Below are 21090 nucleotides of genomic sequence, written 5' to 3'. Positions count from 1 at the left end.
AAATTTATTTCTGCTTTTTTTATTTTTTAACGTAAATTTTTTATCTTTATAGAACCCAAATCACACAAATATGTCAGATCAATCATCACCTCATGACGGCAAACACTTTGTCGTTCAGAAAGGCAAGGCTGAATGCAATCAGGGAAATCAGTTTCCTCAGTATAAAGTCACGGCCCACAAACAGCATTATTGGAATGATTCTGAAGGAAGTGCAGATTTTCTTGCTGTAACAGAAGACGATCTCCAGTTCAATCCTCCCGGGCCAAGTTTCGGTCAGTGTAAATTAAAGCCCAGCTCAGGCGGGTATTTGCCATGCTCCTATGCTCCGGCCGGAAAATGGAAGAAAACCTACGACAAAGTGAAAGTAATGGATAAAAAGATCGTTACTGAAGAATCAGAGCTGCAATGTGTCATAGGAGGAAAGATCACGATAAAAGACCACGGTCAGCGTGGAGAAATGAGCAAGCAAAATGTAAAAAATGCTGACAGTAAAACTGTTCAACACATCAATCCGCTTGTGAAAATAGACGACTTCAAGGAGACTGTTGAAGAAAGTGAAATAGATGCTTATTAACTCTTAAAAAACTTTCTGATATGTCTAAACAAGGAGTTTCAAAAATATCCGGAAATCCTGCTCCAAAAGTAGGAGAAAATACCCTGTATTCAATTACGGGATGGTATCCTTCGACACCAAAAAATAAACAGAATCCGGCATTAGTAACCTGGGAGTTATTTAAAAAACGTTCCAACGGAAGTTTTACCACCACCAACATCAAAAAAACAGGTGATGGCAATTTCACTTTCGGAGAAGTAGCCTCAAAACATACGTACCGCCTGGAAGCATATCTTTATGAGCCTGAAGGTAAAGGTTCTACAACAATTGATATTACGCCACAACCTGCCGGAGTTCCAAAAATTAATAAAGTTGAATTACATTATGTTGATGATTCAAAAGGAGCTGTTTTTAGCTATACCGAAAAATTGGTTGCCAAAGCTCAGTGTGTAAATCTTACAGGTGAAAAACTGTTATTTACACTTTGGGAAGATGATGCAAAAGGCGAAGGACATAATTCAAACAACCTTTTTGTTGACAGTAAACAAGGAGTTGTTGGGAAAAATGGTGTGGCAGCTGTAGAGTTTGTTTTAACGAAAGCTTTAATACAAAAAGCAGCAAAAGGAGAAGCAGATCCCGAAAAAATGGAGTTTTACGTAACGGTAGAATATTATAAAAATAAAAAACATGCTACCGCTAATATCGACGTAAAAAATCCCGAACATAAACCTAAACCTGTAGAACAGCCAAAACCTACTCCAAAAGCACCTGCTTCAGAACCTCAGGGCAAACAACCTCCCAAAACAAAAGATTCACCTGTAGGACAGGAACCTGAAGCTAAAGCAGAAACTAAAGGGACAGCTGAACCTCAGAAACCCGCTACTCAGCCAAAACCTGAAGGTAAAAGTACCAGTGTTGTAGATAATGTAAAAGTGGAAGGTCTTCTGGATGCTTATTTTGCTAAAGAAGAATTTAAAAAAGAAACTTCAGAAGCTGCGGGACAGCATCAGTATACATTCCAAAGCAATAATAACAATATTGATAAAGATAAAATTGCAGGAATCATTAAAACCAGAGTTGATGATTTGGTTAAAAATGATAAAAAATATGCTAAACTTGAGGATATCAAAACTGCGCTCACGCAAACTTCTTATAAAAAAGGTGAAGGTATTTCTGTAAATTTATACAAACTTGGTCCAGAATTCGTAAGAATAAACAATGCTCCTCTGGAAGAGGAAGTGTATGTGGTTGCCAGAACGATGTTGTTGGATGGTAAAGAGGTAAGTATTAATATCAGAGAAAAGGATGCAATTTTAGTAGAAAAAGATGCCAATTTACCGGTTTTAGAAGGTGTAGAAAATGGTAATGAAATTACAACCTTAAAAGCCACTGCACAAGACGGCTTAGCAAAAGTAAAAATAAAACTCCGTCCAAAATCTGATGAAAATTTAGTTACTTGGAAAGATAAATTAAGTGGAATAAAAGACGGAACTTATACTTATAAATTCGGCAGTAATGGAAATAAAACGGCAACTGCAGAACAGAAAAAGAAAATAGCAGGCATTGTTGCCAATAAAATTAAGGATGAACTTGAAAAAGAGAAAAAATTCCCGAAAATAGAAACCATCGAAAAAGCTTTAACCAATGAAGTTTATAATAAAGATGAACAAATAACTTTCGATGTTTATAAGAGTGTTACAGAATATCTTTGGCTGAAAGCAGAATGTACAGGAGATGTTAAAAAACACGACGGAGAATTCCTGAAAAAAGATGGCGCTTATTTTGAAATTGGCAAGAAATGTGAATGTGAAGCAAGAATCAGAGCATTTATGAGAATGCTTAGAGTAGGCGAAGGTACAGAAGGCGAAAAAGGTTACACGACGCAATATAGCGGAACACAGTTTACAGATATGACCAAACATCCTGAGAATGTGATCACAGCCGGAGCGTACTCATCTTCAGCAGCCGGAGCTTATCAGATAATGAGATACACTTGGTGGTGGCTGAAAGGAGAACAATTGACCAGTGACAATAAAAAAGCAGGGGTCTACGAAGAAGCTCATGATTATGTTAAAAAATATTCAGTGCCCGATTTTACTGCAGAATCACAGGACAAACTTTGTATTTTGATTCTTAAACATAAAAGAGCAGGAAGTTTACCATTGATCACCAAGAATCAGGTAAAAGAAGCACTGGAACAATATGGAAGTTATGAATGGGCAAGTTTACCGCCGGGAAGATACGGACAGCCTGCTCAGACAATGACTGCCGCTTTAGAAAAGTATGACAAATTTTTAAAAGAAGAATTGGCCGGTACTTCCGATTTACATCTTAAAAAAGGATTTTTAAAAGAATTCGGAATTCAGTGTAACTGCGGAAAGATCGGAGGAAGCTCAGAATGGCACAATCCTTTGGACAGTATGCAATTGAGAGGATGGTATTCAGATACACAGTGGTCGCCAGGCAAGAGTGATTACCATGGAAGAACAGGCGGTAAACATGATGGTTTAGACCTGTATGCTCCTGTAGGAACGCAGATCTATGCTTGTGTAGATGGTGAGATCACTTATTTAGAAGACCCTAACGGATACGGAAACAGGACATTTTTAGAAGGTAATTATAACGGACAAAAATATTTTTTCATGTATTGTCACCTTTCAGAATATACAACGGGTCAGGTAAGTGCCGGAGATCCGATCGGAAAAACGGGACAGACAGGAAACGCGAGCGGACAGGCTGCAAAAATGGCTCACTTACATTTTGAAGTCAGAAAAGAGAAGATGTCGAAACCGTCTTTTAATCCGCTTACGGAAATTACAGAATTAGGAACGGATGTTAATGTGAGTCCGGACCAAAATAACCAAACAGGAACATAAATGAAACGTAACGTAATTTTTTATTTAGCGCTGTGTATGTTAGGGTTTTCATGCAAAGAAAATCGAAATCTAACAGTAAAAAATGCAGCAGCTGATATCAACGTAAAGAATGAAAATAAGTATAATATTCCTTCAGATTTAAAAATTCAAAGTCAGGAAGAAGTAAATATTGATGGTGATCCTGAAAAAGAAATGATCATTACAGCATCAGATTCTGCGGCTACCAATACGCATGAATTTTGGTTTAAAAATGATAAACTCATCTATCAATTTACCTATCCGTGGGCTTCGATCAATAAAAAATGGCTTGTAGATCTGGATAATGATGATAAAAAAGAAATTGTAAGGGCTCAGGGTTATGAAGACGGGGTAGATTATGCTATTTATGATATTGTTGATAATCAGCAAAAACCGGTTTTATATTTTAATCCGGTTCTTCAGGATAGTCGATTTCCCGGTGTCTATTTATGGGCTTATCCTAATGATATTACGGAATTGATCATTAATCCGCAAAAGGAATTACAGGTTTCTTTGGATAATAATTATCAAAGAGATGATGAGCATACTGTTCCGGATAACCAAAAAGAGTTACCTTTTATATTCTTCAAAGGTCAGACAAAGCAACCGGATATGAGGATATCTAAAATGAATCAGCCTCAATCTATGACCCTCGCTGGGATAGTGAACAGTGTACGAAATAACGGTGGGACACTCGCAAAAACAGCTCAGTCAGACAAACAATGGATAGGCAATTACACAGGTCGTTTTCTAAGAATGAAAGAAGAATCTGGCGATCCTCGAGGTTGGGGGCAAATCTCGGTTAAAATTGATGGAAGTTCAGCTAAATTTCAGCTAAACAGCTATGTTGAGAATCTTAAAAAAGATTTAATAGTAATAAATACAACACCGGATGAAATAACACTTGCTGAAAAAGATAATAAAAACTCGGCATTTACAATTTCCAAAAACAAAAGTAAATATGTATTGAAAAGCAGTTTAATCGATAAGACGGTAGGTGAAACAAGCTCATACGAACTGGAAAAAAAGTAAAATAGATAATTTTATTAAACCTAAGCCTTATTAATAGATTTATAAAAAGCAGTGTGCAAATTTTGCATGTTGCTTTTTATTTTAATTAATCTTTAAATATTGAGTTTTAAAGAATTTAGTAATGTAAAATTATTTTTTATAAGAATATTTTTAACTAAATTGCTTCATATCAAAAAAAAACAAAAACTATGATCGTTCATTTTATACTTCATGGGGAAACACTGGAAAGTATATCTGAAGAAATTAAACTCGAAAATCCCAAATATCTTAAAGAATATCACAATAAGCGTTGTGCAAGGGAAGATTATATCCAAGATGAACTTATTCCGCGGAAAAAATTATTAATTCCTGAGTTAAAAGATATCAACGAATATAATTCAAAAAATGATGCCCCCTTCAAACATCCCAAACTGAATCCAAAATTATCTTTTGATCCCGAAAATTTCAGCAAAATATATGATGTAAATATCACGGAAGCCGCAGAAAATGAAGATAAAAAGAAAAGTAATTTTATTTCTTTTACAGCTTCTTTAAAATGGATTGAAAAAAGTTTTAATTATCATATTTTCCATCTTTTTAAGAATAATTTTTATGATCAGTCCGGAAGTAAAATGGCAGATCTGGCAACAGAATCTATCCGTTCTTTGAATCCGATAGTCATTAAAACAGATTCAAAAGGTAAAGTTGTTCATGTTAGTCTGAAAAAAGAAACCACTGATAACTTTAAATCTATAAAAGAAAAATTACTTGATTTTTTTCCTGATAAATATGCTAAAATCTACATTGATGAATTTGAAATAGCGGTTCTCGATCAGAATCTATTCAATGAAAGAATGAAAGATGATAGTTTCATTAAAACCTATTTTGCGCCTGTAAGAAATGAATTTGTAAACGGGAAATCTTATGTTGAGCAAACAATTGGTGAAGAAAATATTCCTATTATAATTCAGCAAAAAGTTGGCGAAGAAAATCATGCTCAGGAAATAAATATTTTACAAACATTTCAGTCTCCCAATCAGGAAATTGACTATAACGGAAAATATACACTATTTTCAGAGAATGGATTAATAAAAAATATAGAGCTCAAATACGTTATTTTCCAATCTGGAATCAAGAATGTGACAAGTTTAAAGATCGAACAGAAATCATAAGCTATTATTAGTAAATTGGTTTTAAAATTAATTTTTTGTTAACGATCGTAGAATTACTACATCAAATCGTAGAATTACGACAAATTTTTAAAATTGTTTTCAAATGCTTTCAAAAAATAATTAACCGTTTTATATTTGTTGAACAATCACTGAATCACAAAATACTATTAACGATTAAAAATTTACTATCATGGCAGCAAATTCAAGAGGAATTTTAAAATTCAACGGTACCGAAGGGCAAAAACTATTGAAGCTGAATTACAGCGTTTCAAGATCTACAGATGTATCTGGTAGAGTAGCGTCAGACCCCTCAAACGCAATCATTAAATTAACCGTAGAAGCAACAGAAAAATCAGACATTCTGGAAAGCTTACTAAACGGAAAGTACAAGCCTACAAGCGGAGAAATTACTTTCAACAAATCTCATGAAGAAGGTACATTAATTACTTTAAACTGGGAAAACGGATATGTAATTCAGCATGAAGTAGACTTCGACGCAGTAGACGAGAACAGCATGTTGATCAGCTTTATCATAAGCGCAGAGAAGATCAATTATGGTAATTCTGCTTACGAAGGTCTATGGCCGTCTAGCTAAAATCTACACATAATCAACATTCATAAAAAAGACTGTCCCCTCAAGGCGGTCTTTTTTTACCATTACCCAATATATCCATTTCATAATGTGAAGTTTTTTATGTTTTTTTAATATTTTAATGAAAAATATTCTTTTAAACTTAGTTGAGTAGAACGCCTTTGCGAACAAAAAACATCCTCAATCATTTCAAAAAAAAATCTTTGCGACTTTGCGTTAAAAAAAGCAAATACTCATATATTTTTTCCAGTAATATTAACTATCTCACATTTAAAAGACATATCTAATATTATTGAAAAAAAACTAATATCTTAGTAAAGTATAAAATTTTTAATGATTGTGGATTAATATTTGTTTAAAATTTAATGAAAACATAATCAAAACAACACACACCGAAATCAGATATAGTATTAATTTTTGAGAAAAATAGTAAAATGGGAGTACTAGTAACCAACGAGACAGTAAAACAACTTTTTCATATTGCACAATCAATCGCGAGAGAAAATTATAATGCCACTTACGGTGGTCCGCATATTTTGCAGGCTTTAATGCACAAAGATATCGGACTTAATGAATTTTTAAAAAACATAGATAAAGATCCGGGATATTTTTACGAATGGGCAGATGTCCGCATTGAAGATTATCCTAAAACTACGCATCTTCCCGATGAAGCTAAACAGGATGAATTTGTAGACAATATTATTGAGGAAGCAGATGATATTCGTTTGAAATTGGGGTTGGACGAGATTACTCCGATTTGCCTTTTAACGGCTATCGTGAAACCGCAGGTTGTTTTTTCATTGCAGCAGTTGAAGTCATTACCGCTTAGAGAACACGAAATATTCAATTTATACAGAAAAGATACGCCATTTGGTAACGCTGAGGATGATGGGATTTCTTCCTTATTTTCAAATGGCTCAGATTATTCCGATAATTCTTTTCCATCCATTAAAGCCTATTGTGTCGACAGAACGGCGCAGGCGAGAAAAGGAGATCTGGAAAACATCATCGGAAGAGATAAAGAACTGAGAATGTTGGTTGAAATTCTTTGTAGAAGAACTAAACCCAATGTCATTATTATCGGAGAACCGGGAGTTGGTAAAACTGCTTTGGTAGAAGGTTTCGCCACTGAAATTATTAAAGGAAACGTTCCTGAAATGCTTAAAAACGGAACTCTTTTAGAACTTGACACGGGAGCTTTATTAGCCGGAACTTCTTATAAAGGCGAAATTGAAGATCGTCTTAAAAAGATCATTACCGAATGTAAAAAGATCGAAAAAGCAATTCTTTTCATTGATGAAATTCACACGCTTTTAGATCCAAAAGGAAGCATCGGAAACGTTGCTAATCTTCTTAAACCTGAACTGGCAAGAGGTGAAATCACAGTAATCGGAGCCACAACTCAGGAAGAATATAGAAAAATCATCGAGCCGGAGCAGGCTTTTAATCGTCGTTTTGAAGTCTTAACGATCAACGAACCGGACGAAAAAACTTGTGTTAAAATGATTGATGTTCTATTGGATGGCTATAAAAAACACCACGGAATTGAAGTTGAAAAAACTGCCCTTCCCGAATGTGTCCGTTTAGCAAAACGTTATGCAAAAGGTAAAAAATTACCAGACGCAGCAATTGATTTATTAGACAGAACAATGGCGGCGATCAAAATGCTTGACGAACTTTCAGAAAAGGAATTAGAAAGCTGGAAAGGTATTTATGAAACCATTTTACAGGAAGAATATCTGGATGATAAAGACAAAGCAGACGAATTGATCTGGAATTATAATTTATTGAGAGATAAAATAAGTCCGATTTTGTGGGGTTCTTTAAGTGAGCAGCCACAAATTGACAATTCAATGCCTGTCGAGGAAATTCAGAAAATAATTGAAGAAACATACGCTGAACTTTTACAGCACGCATCAAAGAAAAGAGAGAAAGTAGACCGTTTGGAATTGGCTGCTGTTATGGCCGCCAAAACAAATATTCCAATCGGAAAAATTCAGGCTCAGGAAAAAGAAAAACTTCTGAATATGGAAGGTCTTTTGTTGAATAGGGTTGTCGGACAAGATCATGCTTTAAAAATCCTTTCTGATGCGATTGTTGAAAACCGAAGCGGATTAAATAAACCCGGACAGCCAATCGGTTCATTTTTCCTTTTGGGACCAACGGGAACAGGAAAAACGGAGCTGGCAAAATCAATGGCGGAACTGCTTTTCAATGATGAAAAAGCGATGGTTCGTTTTGATATGTCTGAGTTTAAAGAAGAACATTCGGCGGCACTTTTATATGGAGCGCCTCCGGGATATGTTGGCTACGAGGAAGGTGGAATGTTGGTGAATAAAATTCGTCAGCAACCTTACACCGTAGTTTTATTTGATGAAATTGAAAAAGCGCATCACTCAGTTTTTGATGTCTTTTTACAGATCATGGATGAAGGAAAAGTACATGATAAGCTTGGAAAAGAAGGAGATTTCAGCAATGCGATCATCTTATTTACGTCAAATATCGGAAGCGAAGAAATTGTAAAGCAGTTTGAAGAAGGGAAAGTTCCGCAATCACCTGCATTAATGCAAATTATGTCAAATTCAGGTAAATTCAGACCGGAATTTTTGGCAAGAATCACAGAAATTATTCCTTTTGCACCGATCACAGAATCTATTGCGGAAAGAATTTTTAATATTCAGTTAAAATCACTTCACGCATCACTTCACAGATTAGGAATGACCTTAAAAATAACGGATGAAGCTGTGAAACAACTTGCATTAGGAGGATTCAGCAGTAAATACGGAGCAAGACAGATCTCAGGAGTGATTAGAGCGCAATTGGCAAGACCAATTTCCAAAATGATCGTGAGAGAAGAGGTAAAAACCGGACAGACACTGAATGTAGATTGGCAAGATGATCAATTAACCTGGAAAGTAGAATAAATAAAGTAAAAAGGCAGATTTGCTGTTTTTAATAGAACGGCAAATTTGTCAAAAAATATAAACATGAACTTCAAAAATATTTTTTTAGGAATAATATTGATGAGTTCTTCACAACTTGTGAACGGACAATTCCTCGCTGCATCCGATACTTCGGAAAACAGCGTGAGGAGATATAAAAATATCATTAATTCAAACAAAGAGATCGTTGATTTTATTGAACATTCTCTTGCTCAAAAAGGATTACCGAAACATTTGAGAAATTTGGCTTTGATCGAGTCTCATTTTAACAGGAATATTACTTCCGGAGCCGGAGCGGTGGGAGCTTGGCAGCTTATGACCTCTCATGCCAATCAGTACGGGCTTTCGGAGCAGAATCGTAATGATCTGTATAAAAGTACAAAAGTTGCAGTAATTTCTCTGGCGAATCTTTATAAAAAATATAATAACTGGGTAACCGTCGTGGCTGCCTACAACTGCGGAGAGGGAAATGTTGCCAAAGCAATGCAGGCTGCAGGTTCTTCACAATATCATATTTTTTCTAAATATCTTCCACAGGAAACCATTAATCATGTCAAAAAATATTTAAATGCATGCTATGCAACGGGAGAACTGCAGAGCGTTTTAAGCAATTATAATTCTTCACGAATGAATACTGTTTTCTTTGCAAACGGGGGAAGCGGAAAAGATAATTCCACGTTGGCGGAAACAGAGATCAATGCAGGATTTAATTTAAATGTAATCGCGGATGAGCTTGATGTAGATGTAGACAAACTGCTCTCATGGAACCCGGGAATTACAGAAGAACTCGAAAATAAAGGCGAAAGTATGTTGTATCTTCCAACAGATCTGATGCCTGATTTTTTACTGAGAAAGACCAAAATACTTTCCAGATCTATTAAAGAAGGAAAATGATATAAAGAACCAAACACCACATACCAAACCACAAAATAACACGGGGAGATAATGTTTAACCTATCTAAACGCAGGTAATATGAAAACAGAATCACAAAATATACTGAAAAGCCCTTCCTATCGTCCGTCACAGAATGCAGACGGTGTATCGGAAAGCCACCACGCTGGGATCAACAGGCTGGTGAAATTATCTTTGGTCATTGAAGGTAAAGTAATCAAGTATTACAAACACTTCAAACTGAAACAAAGCGCACAGCGGCATCATGAGTTTACGCTCACTTTGGCGCACGACACGTTAGGAAATAATCAAAACCATACCTTGGAAGAGGCTAATAAATTTCTCGGAAAACGTCTGACAGCAGTCATTTCATTCAAAGACATAGAAAACAGCCCTGAAAGAAATTTTGTTGGAGTTATTACAGGAGTTGGTTTCAGTCAGGAGAAAATGAGCCTCGGAAATATTGTTCTTTCTGGTTTTAGTCCGACCATTTTATTGGACGGAGCCTGTCATATCCAAAGTTTTGGGGGTGATAAACCTGTCAATATGGGAATTATCGCTGAAGAAGTTATCAAACAGGGAATTGATAAAAGCCGTTTTGATATCAGAGTTGATACGAATGACTATTCTCAGATCATTTACAGCAGCCAATACGACGAAACGCACTACAATTATCTGGCAAGAATGGCAGAAGCCTATGGTGAACAGTTTTATTATGATGGTGAAGTCCTGCATTTCGGGAAACTTCCGCCTCAGAATAAACCGATCAAACTTATTTACGGAAGTAACGCCAATGATATTAAGGTTGAATTAAAAGCAAATCATACAAAACCTCAATTTTACGGCTACAACAGCAGTAAAAATGAAAAACTGACTTCCGGAGCAACACCGATTCAGCATAAAAGTGATTTAGCAAAAACCGCTTACGAGCACAATGATAAAATTTTCAAGACCCCTGCACTTCAGGTAGCGCCAATTAAAGCATCAACGCATCTTGATGTAGAATATTCTCAAAAAAGTACAGCAGGAAGTGAAGCTGTAAATGTATTTTTATTATCAGGAAATACAACGGTTCCGTTTTTGCATCCGGGTTGCGTGGCTGATGTTCAAATGAGAAAGGTTGATACTAATGAAAGTTCTTATTTCACCAAGATCATGGTAACCGAAACAACCCATGAAATTGATACGATCGGTCATTACACCGGAAGCTTTGAAGGTATCGCTTCAGACACCGGATTTTTACCGAAACCAGAATTCACAATGCCAAAAGCTGAACCGCAAATTGCAACCGTAATTTCAAATACAGATCCGGAAGGACAGGGAAGAGTTCAGGTTAGATTTGACTGGCAAACCAATGATACAACACATTTCATCAGAATGATGAGTCCTGATGCGGGAGGAACAGATCAAATCAGCCAAAACAGAGGCTATGTTGCCATTCCCGAAGTTGGAGATCAGGTGATGGTTAATTTCGTTCACAGCCATCCAGACAGACCTTTCGTAATGGGGGGAATGTTTCATGGCGGAGTTGGATTAGGCGGCGGAGTTGATAACAGGGTAAAATCAATCCAGACAAGAAGCGGTCACAGAGTGGTTTTCACAGAAGATGAGAGCATTATTATTACAGATAAATCAGGGAATGAAATTCATTTAGACACCACAGGAAGCAATATCACAATTACCGCTCCCGAAACAATGACTTTGAATTGCAGAAATATGAATATCAATGTCGGTGAAAACATGACGACAAACGTCGGAGTGAATAAAATGGATACTATTATGATGAATCACAGCGAAAGCATAGGTTCTATGAAGTATGTTTCTACCGGAGCAGATTTTATTACTAACGTAACCGGAAAAATGACGGAATTTATTCAGGGAAATAAAGAATCTCATACCGAAAAAGACAGATTACGTGTGGCCAACGGACAAATTACCACGCAAAGTCAGGGAACTTTTGAGCAACACGCTGAAAAAGAAGTGCAGAACAACTCAGGACAGAAATCTAAAAATTACTAAATCTTTTGTAAAATGGGCAAAGAATCTTACATAGGTGGTGATTATATAGAGACAACCGGAGGTGATGCCAAAGTTTTTGCCGGAAAAAGTATTGTAAACACTTCTGCAGACAAATTTGCACAAAAAGGTATTGCAAAAGGGGTGAGCTATAATAAAAGTGCTGCACCTCCGTCATTGGGAAGTTTAGACCTTATTAAAATTAAAATCAATACAACTTTTGACATTTGTCATGATGAGGTTAATGCTTTTGATGAGTTTAAAAACTTCTGGATATTAGAAGACAAAGGAAAATATTATCATTGGCTCAGTCTTAGAACAAACGCTGATGATAAAAACAAACCTGATCCTCTACCGATAACCCTTGCAAGCACCGACAATTTTGTGCTCACGGCTACCTTTAAAACAAAAGGTCCGCTGGCTTGTAAAATCAGGATAAAAGATGCTAATAATAAGTATATTTTTAAAGAACAGCAGCATCCTAAAAAAAATAAGGATGAGGAACATGAGCTAACCTTTACCTGTGATACAAAACCTTATAAAGATACGGTACAGTATTTTGAAAACTTCACCCTCAATTTTGAATATTCAGAAGACGGAACCAATTGGGTACCAATGCGAAGTGTCAAGTTTTGTTTTTATCTTACAATTGGAAATCCTGGGTACAATCAGTTATCTATGTCATCGGGCAGAGGTGGTGAATATACCGCAGAAGATGGAAACAAGATGATTATCAATAAAGCAAATAGTAAAGAAAGCATATTAGAAACATTCCTGTATCTTGGCTGCAAGTTTGGAAAAGGATCTAAAAATGCCGATGAAATCATGAACAATGTTTTCAATCACATAAAATCTTTAAATGTTGAAAGAGCCCGTGTGAAAGGAGCTATGGGATATTGGCGGAATACCAGTTCATTACATGCAAGCAGTATGCGATATCGGGGCGTAAGATATTTAATAAAATATGGTGAGGCAAGATGTGGAGAATGGAGTTCATTTTTGCAGGATATTTGCAAGATACAATCTGATACCTTATTTGGAGGTAAGTTTGATGATTTTGTAATATTCCCGACAGGAACTACGGATAGCAGCGGATATAAAAATTCCCTGTTTTTAGTTAAAGAATGGACGATAAATGACCCTGCGGCACCTGTTGACATAAAACAACGGGCACAGGATCTGAAAAATGTTCCGCTGAATTTATTCTGGGATCATGTATTTACCAAATACGGAAACAAATATTTTGACCCTTCTTATGGCTTAACTTCGGCTAAAACTTTTCCAAATGATGATGATTTATTAAAAGATTATTCTGGGAAAGCTTTAAGTGGGATTTTGTATGGTAAAGTAGATCCAGCCAATCCACTGATAGACGCTATAGTGTATAAACCTCAGACCGGAAAATATATAGAACCGTTTGTTGCTTATAATCTTACTCCGGTAAAAAAGAATAACTATAAATATAAGACTGTGATCACCAATATGCAGAAAGAGCTGACTAAACAGGTTATTCCTAACTAAAAAGAATGTTATGAAAAAAATACTTTTTTTAATATTAGTTTTCTTACTAAATTTTGTCTCATGTCAAACCAATATAAAATCTAATATGAATACAGATGCCGAATTGATATTTTCCAAAGAATTAGATAAAAATATTTCTGTTGAGTGCTTTGTCAGCAATGGCAACGATAATTTTGCTTGGGAGTTTAAAATTAAAGGCAAAGAAAATAAAACAGTTGATAATTTCAAGATCAATAAACAAAAATTAAAGGAATACAGCCCGTTTGCCAACAGACCTGATTTTTATAAACAGTTAAAAGTGATTTCGGTTTTTAAAAATGGTGATAATTTAGTATTTCTGTTGGATAAATTCGGGCAGGTTGATGTGCAGATCTATCCTTTATCGGGTAATGGCTCCAAAACAATTATTCCTGTAAAAAAATATCAATTGTCGCCAATGGACACCGAATTGCTTGGTGAAGATTTTCAGGATGTGAAGTTGGTTAATAGTACAATTTACGGCCTTTCAAAACATCTCAGAGGAAACAGTGGATTGTATTATATTTCGATGGTCAGTCTTGACAGCAAAAAAGCTCTGGAAGCATCAGTAAATGTCTCTTCTAAAGAATCTGTGGCAGATCAGGGTGATCATAAAATGATTGTTCAGTTAGAAGACAGCTCTTCTAAGTCCACAGGTTTTGGGTTTAAATTTTTATTATTAAATAATGACCTTGTAGATATCGAAAAGAACAATTCAAAATTTATTTTGACAAAGATCAGCTTTAAACCTTCAGATATTGATAAAACTAAAAATATCAATAATATCATAGAGTAAATTGATTGAAAATTTTAAAGAATATTAAAATGCCTTATTTCTAAAATAGGGCATTTTTATTTAAATAACGATTCCGAAAAAATTTAAATCTTTCGAAAAAGAAAAAACAGAATGTTAATAATTGTTAATTTTATCTTAAATAAAACTTAATATTTCCCAATTAAGTGTGAAAATATGTATTAATTCAATATTAACAAATTACAACTAAATCCTTTTAATAAAGGAAATTTTCAATAATTTTAAATCAAAAGTAGTAGAATTACTACATCAAATCGTAGAAATACTACAAAAATTCAGATTGAGGGTAGAAAACTTTCAGGACAGGAATAAGGAGTATATCTTTGCTATAGAAATCAATCACAAATCACAAAATATTAACGATTAAAATTTACAAAACATGGCAGCAAATTCAAGAGGAATCTTAAAATTCAACGGTAGCGAAGGTCAAAAATTATTAAGGCTAAATTATAGCGTATCAAGATCTACAGACGTTTCAGGACGTGTAGCATCAGACCCTTCAAATGCAATCATCAAACTTACGATTGAAGCAACAGAAAAATCAGACATTCTGGAAAGCTTACTAAACGGGAAGTACAAACCAACAAGCGGAGAAATCACTTTCAACAAATCTCACGAAGAAGGTACATTAATTACTTTGAACTGGGAAAACGGATACGTAATTCAGCATGAAGTAGACTTCGACGCAGTAGACGAAAACAGTATGTTGATCAGCTTTATTGTAAGCGCAGAAAAAATCAACTATGGTAATTCTGCTTACGAAGGTATCTGGCCAGGAGGCACTAACTAACAGTTACAATCATCTTAGTAAAAATAAAATTGGTACAGAATAGTGCACTTCACAAAGTGGCTATTCTGTTTTTTTGTTTCTGTCATAATGACTTGAAATAAAATTATTCAGATTTAATTTTTAAGTATTAAATATTATAAAATTTGTTTGTTATAATAATTAAAATAAATTGATATTTAATTTTAAAATTAAAATATTTTGGTTTGATATGTGCTGTAAGTACTTCATATCAAGTCTAATATCACCATTTAATTAAAACACAAAATATCATGTTTCAGGATAACAAATCAACAAAGATACAAGGCCCCAAAAGTATAAAAGACCCTGTTTCTCAGATACAGGAGAAGGCTGAAGCAAAAGTAATAAAGGCAACTGAAGAAAAACTTCAAAAAGTAAATGGCGCAGCACAAAAAGCAACCCAAAAAGTTGCGAAAGCCCAACAAACTTATTCTACAGTTTCGCAAGGTTCAAATATGTTTATGAACCAGGTCGTTTCGCCAAATAATCCATCAATCATAGAAGATAAAGTCTGGTCTAAACAGCCGACTTCCAAAATACATAATGCATCAGCGATTCCCCAAAGTCAAATTTCGGGGATCAATCGTGTGGTGAAACTTGAAATCATTATTGAAGGAAAAACGGTAAAGCATTTTAAGCATTTTAAACTGACTCAAAGTGCTGTTAAGCATCACGAATTTAGTTTAATGTTGGCTCACGACAGCTTAGGAAATACCGAAAATCATAATCTTGAAGAAGCTCAGAATTTTTTAGGAAAACGTATTACGGTAGTTTTCAAATATAAAGATATAGAAGATGGCCCGGAAAGGAATTTTGTCGGAGTTATTACAGAAGTAGGCTTCAGTCAGGAAAAAGGAAGTCTTGGAAATATTGTTCTTACAGGTTCAAGTCCGACGGTTCTTTTGGACGCTGCTCCGCATATTCAAAGTTTTGGTGGTGCACAGGAAATCAGTTTGAACAGCATTGCCGATCAGGTTATTAAAGAAGGATTAGGACAAAATAAATTCGATTACAGAGTAGACGCACAACATGGAAATGTTACGTACAGCTCTCAGTACGAAGAAACACATTATAATTATTTGGCCAGAATTGCGGAAGCATATGGCGAACAATTCTATTATGACGGCGAAGTTCTGCATTTCGGAAAACTTCCGCCACAGGAAAAACCTGTGAAACTTACCTACGGAAGCAGCGTGAATGATGTTAAAATTAAAATGAAAGCACAGCACGTTAATCCTACTTTTTATGGCTATAACAGCAGTAAAAATGAAAAACTCACAACAGGAAGATCAAAAATAAGTCATACCTCAGATATTGCTAAAAGAGCTTACGAAATCTCGGAAAAAACCTTTCAAACTCCTTCGTTGAGGGTTGCTCCCATAAAAGCAGTATCCTTTATGGATATTGATGCTTCCCAAAAAGGAACCGCAGGAAGTAAAGCTTCTAACGTATTTGTTACCTCTGGAGCAACTACAGTTCCATTTTTGTATCCGGGATGCATTGCAGACATTGAAATGCGTAAAACAGATACCAATCAGACTTCTTATTTCACTAAATTAATGATTGTTGAAGTAAATCATGAAGTTGATGCAAGAGGATATTACACAGGAACTTTCGATGCAATAGCTTCAGATACCGGATTTATTCCACGTCCGGAATTCCAGTTGCCAAAAGCCGAAGCTCAGTTTGCAAAAGTGACCTCCAATACAGATCCTATGAATCAGGGACGTGTACAGGTTCAGTTTGATTGGCAAAGCGGATCATCAACCACAGAATTTATCCGAGTAATGACTCCCGATGCGGGAAGCAGCGATAAAGTGAATAAAAACCGAGGCTTTATGGCAGTTCCTGAAATTGATGATCAGGTGATTATTAATTTTGTTCATCAGCATCCTGACCGTCCTTTTGTAATGGGAGGAATGTTTCATGGCGCCATTGGAGCGGGAGGCGGACAAAATAATATCATAAAAAGTTTAAGCAGCCGCAGCGGAAATAAATTAGAACTAAATGATGGCGAAGGCTCAGTTTTCCTTACCGATCAGGGCGGTGCTAATATGAAATTCGACGGTGCCGGAAATGCTACAACCAACGCCAATAATGATAAAACAGTAACAGTAGGAAATAATAACTGTGTAAACGCGGGAGCAAAACACAGCACTGATGTCGGAAAAGGGCAAAGTGTTCTCACAATGGATAAAGATGGAGTTATTGATCTTAATGGAGCTCAAAAAGTTACGTTGAGAGTTGGTGACAGCTATATTGAAATAACCGGGACAAGTATTACAGTTCACTCAAAAAATATTAACGTTGAAGGAGAAACCACGAAAGTGATAGGATCAACCACCACAGAAGTTGGAAAAACAGGAGGTGCTCCGGGAATGATCGTAGACAGCAATGTAAAAATAAAAGGTGGACAGGTCGATATAAACTAATATCATGGAAGTAATTAAATACGAGATAAAAAAAGGAGATACTTTAGAATTAATTGCAGAAAGAGAAGGAATATCGATTAAAGATCTTGTGAATTTCCATAATGATAATTGCGGACTGACAAATACCATTATCGGGAGCTCACTTCCTATTCATCTAAAATATTTGTTTTTGGAAGCCGGAATTTCTCAAAACATTGAAATTTCAAATATAAGTTTTCAAAAAAAAGCAAGATACAGGTGTGAACAGAATAATGTAATTGTAATCGACGGTAAACCAAGCTTTTCGTCACAAACAAAAACACAATATCTTTTAAGTGTAAAAAAAGAAAATTCTGATAATATATTTGCTGTAACGCTGGAAGATTATGTGAATTCTATTCAGCCAGAGGAAATGGAACCGGCTTTTAATCTGATAAAAGAAATAGAATTGGTAAGGAATAACGTGGTTTTTACTCAAAATGAGAAAGCAGAAATAAACAGTATCATTAATCTTTCCGAATTATCAGATAAATGGTCGAATTTTATTAATAATAAATCTAAAGAAATTCCTTTTTATAATGAAATGAAAGCCAGAGCCCCGGAAACGATCGAGGATTTTATCGCTAACGGAAATAAAGAATTTTCTAATGAAAAAGAATTGGGAGCTGTTTTAGGTAAAAATCTTTTTTATCATATTTTACTTAAAGCAAATCTGAAAAATAATGATGATTTTAGAATTTCGCAGCAATCTCAGTTGTTTCCAAATATAAAACTTAATACAGATGTTTCTAAAACAATTGTCTCCAATGAAGGGAATGCAACTACATACCGTCTTGCAGGAACTCTTGATAAAAATTCTGTAAACGAAAACGAGATCATTAAGCTTTATCAGGAAATGTATCAGCCAATTATTAAGTATTCTTTTACTGAATTTAATTTTATATACAGAATCACGTATACAATACAAAACGAAACAGGATTTATGATCAATGCTACTGCTTCCATTAAAGAACAGGTGAAAAATAATTATGAGACAATCACTAAATTTGAATTAAGAAGAATAGAATTATAATATGAGCAAAAAACTTCCATTTACAGCTAAGGGATATTATCATCAGACGATTTTGAGAACGGCTTATTTATGGCTTCCCGTTTTTGCAATTGTAATTTTTATTTGCTCTTATTTTGAGAAATTCCGTTTTATTTTATATCTGTCTGTAGGTGGTGCTACATATGCTTTTATTATTGATCAGTTAAAGAAAAAAGCTGTGCAGATCAATTTCAGTGAGGGAAAAATTCAGATTGATAATATTCCCGTTGCTTTATCTGCAGTAGAAAACTATTATATTTCTTTACCCTTAAATGAATTAATAATGCTTAGGGTTAAGACAAAAGAAAAAAATGAAGCTGTATATGTAGAGAAGGAACAACAGGAAAATATCAAAGAATTTTTCAGGAACAATAATATTCCGGAGAAAAAGATCTCTTATGATAATTATTTACAATATGGCCATTTGATATTACCTTTTGTAGGATTGTTGATCTGTGCGGTTGTTTACAAACTACATTATTATATCCAGTATGGTTTTAATTAAAATATTTAAAAACCCTTTATTGAATACATTATGAGTAAAGCTTATATTCCCCAAAATACATGGGTCGTATGTACTTTCCAGCAAAATACAGGGCCTCAGAAACTCATTGCTACAAAATATGAGAGGCAGCAGTTCTCTGTTTTATATAAAGGAGACAAAGACCTTATTTTTCTCACAATTGGTGACCGAAATACAAAAGAAAAATTTATCTGCAAAAAACCTATGAATATGTGGATGGCGATAGGAGGTTTAGTTGTTGGGTTAATATTGGCATCCAATCCTATTGGCTGGGTTGTGGCAGGAGTTTGTGCAGCGGTTCTTATAGCATCGGCAGCGATCGCCATTATCACGCACGATTGTACAGGTCCTCTGAAATCCGGAAAATGGATCAACGAAAAATCTAATGTAACTTTTGATAAACAGATAGCAATAACAGAGGCTTCCATGCTTACTTGTGACAGTGGCGGGATATTACAGCCCATTATAAGTTATGATGTAGCAGTTCAGACAGCTAAAGCTATTGCTTTTGAAAACATGAAAGAAACAGCTGTGACAACAGTTGCAGCCATTGCTACAGGTTTTTTTATGGGAAAAGGTGGCGGATTTTTAAAGGCCATGAAAGGTGTATTTACAAAATCGGGATTTCTGTTTACAGTCGGTGGGATGGGAGCTACCTACGCAATGACATTGTATCAAAGCAAAGTCATGAGAGGGAATGAAGCGTATGCAAACAACGATATCTATCAGAGAATGAATAAAGCTGATGAAAAAGACTTCACTGATCCGAATACTGTAGCAAAAGAAACAGGGGAAACCACCAAAAATACTGTTTTATCAGGAGCTCCGCCAAGTGTTAAAGACTTAGCCAACGTGGTACAGTTGTATAAAACAGGAAAAATAATCATTGAAGATAAAGCCTTAAAAGCACAGTTTGATCAACTGTCTAAAATGAATAAAGTACAGCTCAGAAATAGCCCAAGAGCAAGAGCTTTAATAAAAAGCATTCAGCAAAAAAGACCGGATGTTTTTAACGAAATAAAAAGAAGCCCGAATTCTAAACCCATAAGGCTGAGACCTCAGATGAGAGATAATGCAATATCGCATCTCGATGATCAGATCAAAAAGAACAGATGGTCTCCAAGCAATGAGAATTCCTTATTGACAAAAGGTGCCTCCGTTGCCTTATTCTTTGTACCGTTAATAAGCGGGTATTTTTCAGAAAACGCCAGAAGAAAACTAGCTGAAAACGCTGTAAAAGATGATACATCAAGCATAAGTGTACGGGCAGAATCTTAAAGAATTGAAAAAATTAATCTCTAAATATCTCAATATGAAAAAACTTATTTTCACTTTCATCATCATTGTATTTTCATTGATCACGACTGTAAAAGCTCAAACCAATCCGCTTGCCAAAACAACCTGGGAAGTTGAAAAAATGAACGCTGACGGAAGCGCTATTTTAAAAAAAGCAAAATGGATTAAATTTCCTGATGAGCAACCTAAGTTTTATTTTCTTCAATTTGAGGATAGAAAAATTCACAACGGGAATTCTTGTTTTCACATGATCGGAACGTACAGCATGTACGATACAAATCAAGTAAACATTAGTGAAGGATCAGCAGATATGTCCAGCGGTTGCGATGAGCCAAAAACATTAAACGGAACATATAATTTTAAAATTGATAAAGACCGTCTTGAACTGACTCCTGTTAAAGAATAAAAAAGTTATCCACAATTTGATCTCATTGAAAAATCTTCGCGGAATTTGCGTTAAAGAATATTATTTAAAGCTAATATTCAAAAAAAATAAAATCTATACATCAATAAAATATACAAAAGACCGTCATACTT

General features: G+C 35.1%; 16 protein-coding genes. All 16 read left to right on the top strand.

Annotated elements, in window-relative coordinates; genetic code table 11:
• The first annotated feature begins 70 nt into the window (after positions 1 to 70).
• The 16 genes from A0O34_RS03615 (at position 71) to A0O34_RS03540 (ending at position 20959) form a co-directional block, all read left to right on the top strand.
• Positions 71 to 574, top strand: a complete 504-nt coding sequence (locus A0O34_RS03615; protein WP_066751292.1) for a DUF4280 domain-containing protein — start codon at positions 71 to 73, stop codon at positions 572 to 574.
• Positions 575 to 594: 20 nt separating this feature from the next.
• Positions 595 to 3429 (top strand): peptidoglycan DD-metalloendopeptidase family protein, encoded by a 2835-nt coding sequence (locus A0O34_RS03610; RefSeq protein WP_066751289.1) that lies wholly within the window; start codon positions 595 to 597, stop codon positions 3427 to 3429.
• On the top strand, positions 3430 to 4479 hold the full coding sequence (locus A0O34_RS03605; RefSeq protein ID WP_157885940.1) for a hypothetical protein: 1050 nt from the start codon (positions 3430 to 3432) through the stop codon (positions 4477 to 4479).
• 188 nt (positions 4480 to 4667) lie between these two features.
• Entirely contained in the window at positions 4668 to 5630 is a 963-nt protein-coding gene (locus tag A0O34_RS03600; protein ID WP_066751283.1) for a hypothetical protein, read from the top strand.
• A gap of 190 nt (positions 5631 to 5820) precedes the next feature.
• A complete protein-coding gene (gene tssD, locus A0O34_RS03595) occupies positions 5821 to 6225 on the top strand; it encodes a type VI secretion system tube protein TssD (protein WP_066751275.1) in 405 nt (134 codons plus the stop codon).
• Between the two features lie 431 nt (positions 6226 to 6656).
• A complete protein-coding gene (locus tag A0O34_RS03590; RefSeq protein WP_066751273.1) occupies positions 6657 to 9146 on the top strand; it encodes an ATP-dependent Clp protease ATP-binding subunit in 2490 nt (829 codons plus the stop codon).
• A 63-nt stretch (positions 9147 to 9209) separates the two neighbouring features.
• Complete coding sequence (locus A0O34_RS03585) at positions 9210 to 10058, top strand: lytic transglycosylase domain-containing protein (protein WP_228394349.1); 849 nt, start codon at positions 9210 to 9212, stop codon at positions 10056 to 10058.
• A gap of 79 nt (positions 10059 to 10137) precedes the next feature.
• A complete protein-coding gene (locus A0O34_RS03580) occupies positions 10138 to 12075 on the top strand; it encodes a type VI secretion system Vgr family protein (protein WP_066751270.1) in 1938 nt (645 codons plus the stop codon).
• Between the two features lie 12 nt (positions 12076 to 12087).
• Positions 12088 to 13593: a hypothetical protein gene (locus A0O34_RS03575; protein ID WP_066751267.1), complete on the top strand. Its 1506-nt coding sequence runs from the start codon at positions 12088 to 12090 to the stop codon at positions 13591 to 13593.
• Positions 13594 to 13603: 10 nt separating this feature from the next.
• Positions 13604 to 14407, top strand: a complete 804-nt coding sequence (locus A0O34_RS03570; protein WP_157885939.1) for a hypothetical protein — start codon at positions 13604 to 13606, stop codon at positions 14405 to 14407.
• A 397-nt stretch (positions 14408 to 14804) separates the two neighbouring features.
• Positions 14805 to 15215, top strand: coding sequence for a type VI secretion system tube protein TssD (gene tssD / locus A0O34_RS03565; RefSeq protein ID WP_066751262.1), 411 nt, complete (start codon positions 14805 to 14807; stop codon positions 15213 to 15215).
• Positions 15216 to 15484: 269 nt separating this feature from the next.
• A complete protein-coding gene (locus A0O34_RS03560; RefSeq protein ID WP_066751259.1) occupies positions 15485 to 17665 on the top strand; it encodes a type VI secretion system Vgr family protein in 2181 nt (726 codons plus the stop codon).
• A gap of 4 nt (positions 17666 to 17669) precedes the next feature.
• Positions 17670 to 18716 carry a hypothetical protein gene (locus A0O34_RS03555; RefSeq protein WP_066751255.1) on the top strand — a complete coding sequence of 349 codons (1047 nt, stop codon included), beginning with the start codon at positions 17670 to 17672 and terminating at the stop codon, positions 18714 to 18716.
• A gap of 1 nt (position 18717) precedes the next feature.
• On the top strand, positions 18718 to 19239 hold the full coding sequence (locus A0O34_RS03550) for a hypothetical protein (protein ID WP_066751252.1): 522 nt from the start codon (positions 18718 to 18720) through the stop codon (positions 19237 to 19239).
• A 30-nt stretch (positions 19240 to 19269) separates the two neighbouring features.
• Positions 19270 to 20535, top strand: a complete 1266-nt coding sequence (locus tag A0O34_RS03545; protein ID WP_066751249.1) for a hypothetical protein — start codon at positions 19270 to 19272, stop codon at positions 20533 to 20535.
• A gap of 34 nt (positions 20536 to 20569) precedes the next feature.
• The gene (locus A0O34_RS03540; RefSeq protein ID WP_066751242.1) at positions 20570 to 20959 is read left to right on the top strand and encodes a hypothetical protein; all 390 of its coding nucleotides are present in this window, start codon (positions 20570 to 20572) and stop codon (positions 20957 to 20959) included.
• The last annotated feature ends 131 nt before the right edge of the window (positions 20960 to 21090 follow it).

Source organism: Chryseobacterium glaciei (assembly GCF_001648155.1).
GTDB lineage: Bacteria > Bacteroidota > Bacteroidia > Flavobacteriales > Weeksellaceae > Chryseobacterium > Chryseobacterium glaciei.
The sequence above is the reverse complement of the archived record's forward strand: the minus strand, read 5'-3'. Positions and strand labels throughout refer to the sequence as shown.